This is a genomic window from Mesorhizobium sp. M7A.F.Ca.ET.027.02.1.1 (assembly GCF_004022985.1).
Taxonomy (GTDB): Bacteria; Pseudomonadota; Alphaproteobacteria; order Rhizobiales; family Rhizobiaceae; genus Mesorhizobium.
Map to the genome: position 1 here is coordinate 1 of NZ_RZOL01000328.1, position 7,118 is coordinate 7,118.

Genomic DNA, 7,118 nt, shown 5'->3' on the forward strand with positions numbered 1-7,118 from the left:
GATCGCCGCCACCGGCAGCGCCTTCAAAGGCCTGGAATCGCGGCTTTCCGTCGGCGTCGATCTCGCCGCGATCGAAAGCGGCGCGATTCTTTTCGTCGCCGACGATCTCGTAGGCCTGGTTGGCCGCGGCAAAACGGTCCTTCGCCTTGGGATCATTCGGATTCTGGTCCGGATGATGCTTCTTGGCGAGTTTCCGATACGCCGACTTTATGTCCTTGGACGATGCGTTCCTGGCAACGCCCAGCACCTCATAGGGGTCGCGCATGCTTACTGCCCTGGAGAAGAGTTGAGTCTCTGGTTGCCACCTATATGCGCTCGCATAGGAAGAAATTCCAGTGCTGGAGCAGCATATCAGACGCGGAAAATCAGAGTGCCTTGAAGTCCTGCATGCGCCAGCCGCCGGCGCTGGCCAGGCACAGTTCGCCTTCGAACATGGCAACGCCGTCAAAGCTTTCGCGCGAGGCCTTGAAGCGGCGGCAGGTCTGGCCGTTGTCCTTCAATTCCGCCATATCGGTGATGGAACCGCGCGAGCCGGTGCCGGCATTGGCCCACGGCACGGCCTGCCCGCCGAGCTGCTCGATGTCGGCCGAGGAAACCGCATTGCCGATCGTCGTCTGGTCGGAGTCGCGATCCAAATTGGCCGGCGCGGCCGAGGCCGACGTGCTGCTGGTCAGGATCGAGCGGTCGACTTCGGCTTTTTCCAGGCTGAAGCCGCCGGCGCCACACGCGGCAAGCGGCAAGGCGACCGCCACGATCGCGGCTTTCGCGCTGGCCGAAGCGATAACGCTCCATTGCCTGCTGTCAAAAGCTTGCGCGATACGCGACAATCGGCAACCTCCCCCTTGCTTCGTAAAGAATCTTGGTTTTGTAAGAATCTTGGCTTCGTGACAATTTGAGAAAAACTATGAGTGACACTGAGTTAACAAGCGGTGACTTTACCGAGGCTGCCGAGCCGTTTCGCCTCTTTGCCGCATGGCTGGACGACGCCACGAAAAGCGAGCCGAACGACCCCAACGGCGTGGCTCTGGCGACCGTCGATGCCGACGGCATGCCGGATGTGCGTATGGTGTTGCTCAAGGGGTTCGATGAAAGCGGGTTTGTCTTCTACACGAATTTCGAGAGCGCCAAGGGCCAGGAGATTCTTGGCAGCATGAAGGCGGCGATGTGTTTCCATTGGAAGTCGCTGCGCCGCCAGGTGCGCATTCGCGGACCGGTGGAGATCGTCAGCGACGCCGAAGCCGACGCCTACTATGCGACACGGCCGCGCGGCAGCCGCATCGGCGCCTGGGCCTCGAAACAATCGCGGCCGCTGGAAAGCCGCTTTGCGCTGGAGAAAGCGGTGGCGGAATACACGGCACGCTATCCGATCGGCGAAATCCCGCGGCCAAAGCACTGGTCCGGCTTCCGCATCGTGCCCAGCACCATCGAGTTCTGGCACGACAGGCCGTTCCGGCTGCACGACCGGCTCGTTTTTACGCGCAGTGCGAAGGACGGCTGGGACAAGACCAGGCTTTATCCCTGAAGCGCCAATCTCCCCCCTCGTGGGGGAGATCGGCTGCTTCCACTTACGATTTCTTTCTCGTCATGAACGCGGTGAGCGCGGCGCGCGCCTCATCGGACTTCAGCCGCTCGCGAAAATGCTCGCTTTCCTCGCCGATGCGGGCGACGAGATCGTCGCGCGAACCACGCATCAGGTTGCGCGCGATCTTCAACGCCTGTGGCGGCTTGGCCGCGATCTGGCCGGCTGCCGCCAATACCGAAGCCTCCAGCGCTGCTTCCTCGACCACCTCGTAGATCAGGCCGGCGGCCTTGGCGCGCTCGGCCGAAAAACCCTCGCCAAGACCGAGCAGCGCGAAAGCGGCTTGCTGGCCCAGAATGCGCGGTGCCAGCAGGCTCGATCCCGCTTCAGGCACAAGGCCCAGGTCGACGAAAGGCGTCCTGAACACGGTGCGTGGCGTGGCGAAAGTCAGGTCGCAATGCAGGTTGAGCGTCGTGCCGATGCCGACCGCGATGCCGTCGACGCCGGAGACCATGGGTTTTTCGACCTTGGCCAGCGCCATCAGGAAATCCCAGACTTCGGTGCCGCCGTCGCCGCCGGTGGCGACGACCATGAAGTCGGCAAGGTCGTTGCCGGAGGAGAAGGCGCCGGGCACGCCGAGAAAGACATGGACGCGGATGGCCGGGTCGGCGTCGCCCTCGGCCAGGGTTTTTGACATTTTCGCATACATGGCGCGCGTCAGCGCGTTCTTCTTGTCCGGCCGATTCATGCGGATGATCTGGATGGCGCCCTGGCGCTCGACGAGGATATGGTCTGTCACGGTGTTTTCCTTGTGAAACGTCAGGCAGAGACGAGCGTCTTGCCGGCAGCGGCGAGGCTTTCGGCGCCATCGATGACGCGCGCCCTCAAGGCGCTGACCTCGCCGAGCAGGTTTTCGGCAAAGAAACGGCAAAGCGCTATGCGGTTGTGATCGGCAAGAGCACCGCGCGCCAGATAGGCGCCGCCGGCGGCAAGCGAGATCAGCCTGAGATAGGGCGTGGCGCCTGCCAGCGCCTCTTCCGATCGGCCATCGGCCGTCAGTTTTTGCAGGAAGCGGGTCGCTTCGCTGAGATCGCCAAGTGCCGCGTCGAGAGCGTCGGCGGTGCGGCCGAAACCCTGCATGTTCGAGGTCCGCACCGCTGCGGCCATATCAGCCAGTTCGGCGATGTAACCATGCACATGGTCGCCACCGCCGAGCGGCAGCTTGCGCATCACCAGATCGATCGCCTGGATACCGTTGGTGCCCTCGTAAATCGGGGCGATGCGCGCATCGCGATAGAAGGCGGCCGCTCCCGTCTCCTCGATGAAGCCCATGCCGCCATGAACCTGGAGGCCGAGCGAGGCAACCTCGACGCCGATATCGGTCGAGAACGCCTTGGCCAGCGGCGTCAGCAGATTGGCGCGATCGCGCCAGTATGCCGCCTCGTCACCGGCGGAGACACGGGCCATGTCGATGGCGTGGGCACAGGAATAGCTGATGGCGCGTGCGGTCTGGGTCAGCGCCTTCATGGTCAACAGGTTACGCTGGACATCGGGGTGATGGACGATAGGCGCCATACCCGTGCCAGTGTAGCTCGCGGCCTTGCCCTGCCGGCGCTCATTGGCATAGGCGATCGCCTTCTGCGTTGCGGCTTCCGCGACCGCCACCCCCTGCATGCCGACACAAAGCCGCGCATTGTTCATCATGGTGAACATGCAGGCGAGCCCCTTGTTCTCCTCGCCGATCAGCCAGCCGACGGCGCCGGGTTCGGCCCCTTCGAAGCCGTCGCCATAGATCATGGTGCAGGTCGGCGAGGCATGGATTCCGAGTTTATGCTCAAGTCCGGAACAGAAGACGTCGTTGCGGGCACCGAGCGCGCCATCGTCGCCAACCAGGAATTTCGGCACCAGGAACAACGATATGCCGCGCGTGCCTGCCGGTGCATCGGGCAGCCTTGCCAGCACGAGATGGATGATGTTGTCGGTGAAATCGTGCTCGCCATAGGTGATGAAGATTTTTTGGCCGAAGATGCGATAGCTGCCGTCACCCGCCGGCTCGGCGCGGGCGCGCAAGGCGGCGAGATCCGAGCCGGCTTGCGGCTCGGTCAGGTTCATCGTGCCCATCCACTCGCCGGAGACGAGCTTTTCGAGATATTTGGCCTTGAGGTCTTCGGAGGCGTGTTTGTCGAGCGCCTCGACCGCGCCCATGGTCAGCGTCGGGCCGATGCCGAAGGCCATGGCGGCGGAGTTCCACATTTCGAGCGCGGCGACGCCGAGCATGGTCGGCAGCGCCTCGCCGCCATATTCCTCAGGCCCCGAGAGCGCATTCCAGCCGCCATCGATCCAGCGGCGATAGAGTTCCTTCCAGCCGGGCGGTGTGGTGACGGCAGCGTCTTTCAGCACGGCACCTTGCCGATCGCCGATCTTGTAGAGCGGTGCGACTTCTTCGGTGGCGAAGCGGCCGGCCTCCCCAAGAACGGCATCGACCAGATCCTCGCCGAGATCGCCGAAGGTGCCGGCATCGAGCGCCGACTTCATGCCGGCCACGTGCTTGAGCGTGAAGGCGATATCCTCGACCGGTGCCCTATACATGCCGCCCACTCCTCCTGATGCCTCGGCCTGCCCAACCCTAGAACCGGTGCCGCTGCAAAACCACCCGCCGTATCAGCGGTCTCCCATCTTCTTTTTACGTAAACGTCAAATTTTGTCACGCGGATTTTGCAATCGCGGCGGCGCGTATTAAGTTCAACCCATGCCGGATCAAGTCGACCGGCGATGCAATCAGAACCAGCCAACCGGAACCGCCCATGCTTGCCAGACCCGACGCCTACCGCTGCATCGAATGCGGCCTGCCCTATCGAGCGGAGGGGTTCTGCTACCATGGGGGCAGACTGGACCATGGTGCCGCCTACTGGTCGGATCGCGGCATTTTGTGCTCGCCGCAATGCTCGCTCGCCCACCACCGCAAACGCGCCGCCGAAGGCACGCTGCGGCAAGAGCCGGCGCCTGACCCGTTTGAATTCTAGCGGCTGATGCGTCGCCAGCTCTTCTGGGAGCCAGCCCCCGAAAGCACTTCCTTAACCATAGGCGTTCAGGATTTGTTTTTGATCAACGGGGATTCCCTGTTTTGAAAAGGACGGCGCACCTCCTTCGCCGCTTGAAGAGTGTCGTACCGACACCCTTCAAGCCTCTGTTTCCTGCGCATGTCGTTGCCCCAAAACCGCTGCATACTTTTGGCCGGCATGCGCTGGCGATCCTCGCTCTTGCGGCGACGATGGCGCTTTCGACGGCGGCAACGGCCTCGGATTTTTCCGAGCCGTGGAAGAACGCCGACCGCGCTCTGGTCGTCGATGCCTACGAATATAATTCCATCGACTGGGCCCAGCTCGCCACCGACAAGCGGGTCGTCGGCTTCATCAACAAGGCCTCCGACGGCATGCCGCCGGCCTATTTCTGCCTGGGCAACGACATTGAGGTAAAGCTTTGCAAGGCGCTGTGGAAACGTCATGCGGTGACGCGCGAACTGTTCCAGACGCGCCGGGTGGTGGCCAAGGCACTCGGCCTGAAATGGGGCGCCTATCACCTTGCCCGTCCCGGCAATCCGGTCGAGCAGGCGAACAATTTCCTCGATTTCGCCGAGCCTGCGCCGGACGATCTCATGGCTCTCGACATCGAGGGCAATGACCCCTCGCAATGGATGTCGCTCGACGATGCCGAGGAGTTCGTACGCCAGGTGCATCGGCGCATCGGCCGTTTCCCGGTGCTGTACACCAACGGCAAGACCGCCCGCTACATTGCCGACAACAGCTACCGATACCGGCTCCTGTCGCGGCTGCCGCTTTGGTATGCGCGCTACACCAACGACATCGACGTGCATTTTCCGATGGGCAACTGGCAAGGCTACGCACTGTGGCAGTTTTCGGCGCAAGCCAATTGCGGCCGTTTCCGCTGCCCTTACAGGGTTGCCGGCACGCCTAACGACATAGACGTGAATGTCGCGCCGACAGACGCCGCCACGCTGCGCACGCAATGGCCGTTCGGTGGGCTTATCGACGTGCCGCCGGACTATCTCGCCTCGATACCGCTACCGGTTTCACGCGAGGCCGGCCTCGCCGGCAATGTCACCATCACCTATGCGTCTGTGGCCGCGCCGCCGACTCTCGAGGACATGGTTACAGCGTTGGGCACACGCTGGTCCCGTTTCCGCGACGGCTTCCGCATGCCAGTCGTGAAGACGGTGCCGCGACGGCCAAGCTTCGGCATTGTGCAATATGTCGCCTGGAATCGGACCGAACGGCGTTCACCCGCACAACTCGACGCTGCCTTTGCCGTGTCCGATCCACTCAGCACCGCTTCCACCGAACTCGATCGCGGCCAGCGGTGAGCCAATGCGGAACTTCAGGTTCCCTGTTCGCGCGCTACGGCCTGCCAGCCGATATCGCGGCGGCAGAACCCGTCCGGCCAATCGATGCGGTCAAGCGCGGCATAGGCTCGTTTCTGTGCCTCGCCGACCGTGGCGCCTGATGCCGTCACGTTGAGGACGCGGCCGCCATTGGCAACCAGCGCGCCGCCATTGATGGCGGTACCGGCGTGGAAGATCTGGACGCCGTCGCTCGCCGCGTCTTCGACGCCGCGGATGACCGAGCCTTTTTCCGGCGTGCCGGGATAGCCTCTCGCCGCCATTACTACAGTGAGCGCGGCCTCGTCGCGCCAGCGCACGGAAGTATGCGCAAGCTGGCCGTCGGTCGCCGCATTGAGCAGGACCAGCAGATCATCCTTCAGCCGCATCATCAGCACTTGGCATTCCGGATCGCCGAAACGGGTGTTGTATTCGATCAACTTCGGTCCCTTGTCGGTGATCATCAGCCCGGCAAACAGCACGCCGGAGAACGGCGCGCCCAGTTCGGCCATGCCGCGCATGGTCGGCTCGATGATCTCGCGCATGGTGCGCTCGACCAGTTCCGGCGTCATCACCGGTGCCGGCGAATAGGCGCCCATGCCACCGGTGTTGGGACCGGTGTCGCCGTCGCCGACGCGCTTGTGGTCCTGCGCGGTACCGAAGGGCAGTGCGGTGGTGCCGTCGCAGAGGCAGAAGAAACTCGCCTCCTCGCCGGTCATGAACTCCTCGACCACAACTTCCGCGCCGGCGGCGCCGAAGGAACCGTCGAAGCAGGCATCGAGTGCTGCCTGTGCTTCACTGGGCGTCATGGCGACGGTGACGCCCTTGCCGGCAGCGAGCCCGTCGGCCTTGATGACGATCGGTGCTCCGGTCTTTTCGACATAGGCCTTGGCCGAGGCCAGGTCACTGAAACGGCCATAGGCGGCGGTCGGGATGTTGTAGCGGGCGCAGAGATCCTTGGTGAAACCTTTCGATCCTTCCAGCTGTGCGGCAGCCTTGGAGGGTCCGAAGACGCGAATGCCTTGCGCGCGCAGATCGTCGGCAATGCCGACGACCAGCGGCCCCTCCGGGCCGACCACGACGAGGTCGATTTTTTTCTCCCGGCAGAACGCGGCCACGGCGGCATGGTCGGCTAAATCCAGCTTCACCAGCTCAGCCTCGCTGCCGATGCCCGGATTGCCGGGAGCCGCATAGAGCTTTGTC

The 7,118-nt window shown here is 63.4% G+C and carries 8 protein-coding genes; 3 read left to right on the plus strand and 5 right to left on the minus strand.

The genetic code is table 11. The features are described 5' to 3' along the window. Together EN749_RS26950 and EN749_RS26955 are read right to left on the minus strand one after the other, a co-directional pair. On the minus strand, positions 1 to 265 hold a 265-nt coding region (locus EN749_RS26950; RefSeq protein ID WP_148674723.1), incomplete at its 3' end, for a DnaJ domain-containing protein. A gap of 100 nt (positions 266 to 365) precedes the next feature. Continuing rightward, positions 366 to 827, minus strand: coding sequence for an RT0821/Lpp0805 family surface protein (locus EN749_RS26955; RefSeq protein WP_128364314.1), 462 nt, complete (start codon positions 825 to 827; stop codon positions 366 to 368). A gap of 77 nt (positions 828 to 904) precedes the next feature. Here EN749_RS26955 and pdxH point away from each other — a divergent pair, with 77 nt between their 5' ends. Beyond that, positions 905 to 1,522: a pyridoxamine 5'-phosphate oxidase gene (gene pdxH, locus EN749_RS26960; RefSeq protein ID WP_127270335.1), complete on the plus strand. Its 618-nt coding sequence runs from the start codon at positions 905 to 907 to the stop codon at positions 1,520 to 1,522. 43 nt (positions 1,523 to 1,565) lie between these two features. On the opposite strand, the gene EN749_RS26965 is transcribed toward pdxH, so the two are convergent. Together EN749_RS26965 and EN749_RS26970 are read right to left on the minus strand one after the other, a co-directional pair. Then, positions 1,566 to 2,318: a crotonase/enoyl-CoA hydratase family protein gene (locus EN749_RS26965; RefSeq protein ID WP_127397666.1), complete on the minus strand. Its 753-nt coding sequence runs from the start codon at positions 2,316 to 2,318 to the stop codon at positions 1,566 to 1,568. A 20-nt stretch (positions 2,319 to 2,338) separates the two neighbouring features. Further along, positions 2,339 to 4,108: an acyl-CoA dehydrogenase gene (locus tag EN749_RS26970; protein ID WP_127397667.1), complete on the minus strand. Its 1,770-nt coding sequence runs from the start codon at positions 4,106 to 4,108 to the stop codon at positions 2,339 to 2,341. Positions 4,109 to 4,323: 215 nt separating this feature from the next. Here EN749_RS26970 and EN749_RS26980 point away from each other — a divergent pair, with 215 nt between their 5' ends. After that, the gene (locus EN749_RS26980) at positions 4,324 to 4,542 is read left to right on the plus strand and encodes a hypothetical protein (protein ID WP_013532811.1); all 219 of its coding nucleotides are present in this window, start codon (positions 4,324 to 4,326) and stop codon (positions 4,540 to 4,542) included. A gap of 248 nt (positions 4,543 to 4,790) precedes the next feature. Continuing rightward, the gene (locus EN749_RS26985; protein ID WP_189367716.1) at positions 4,791 to 5,900 is read left to right on the plus strand and encodes a glycoside hydrolase family 25 protein; all 1,110 of its coding nucleotides are present in this window, start codon (positions 4,791 to 4,793) and stop codon (positions 5,898 to 5,900) included. A 14-nt stretch (positions 5,901 to 5,914) separates the two neighbouring features. Here EN749_RS26985 and purD read toward each other — a convergent pair. Next, on the minus strand, positions 5,915 to 7,118 hold a 1,204-nt coding region (gene purD, locus EN749_RS26990; protein WP_128364316.1), incomplete at its 5' end, for a phosphoribosylamine--glycine ligase.

What these genes read in the sequence shown, in the direction of transcription:
- EN749_RS26970 (WP_127397667.1), bottom strand. Translation starts at nt 4,108, where the DNA reads ATGTATAGGGCACCGGTCGAGGATATCGCCTTCACGCTCAAGCACGTG.
- EN749_RS26985 (WP_189367716.1), top strand. Translation starts at nt 4,791, where the DNA reads ATGGCGCTTTCGACGGCGGCAACGGCCTCGGATTTTTCCGAGCCGTGG.
- EN749_RS26980 (WP_013532811.1), top strand. Translation starts at nt 4,324, where the DNA reads ATGCTTGCCAGACCCGACGCCTACCGCTGCATCGAATGCGGCCTGCCC.
- pdxH (WP_127270335.1), top strand. Translation starts at nt 905, where the DNA reads ATGAGTGACACTGAGTTAACAAGCGGTGACTTTACCGAGGCTGCCGAG.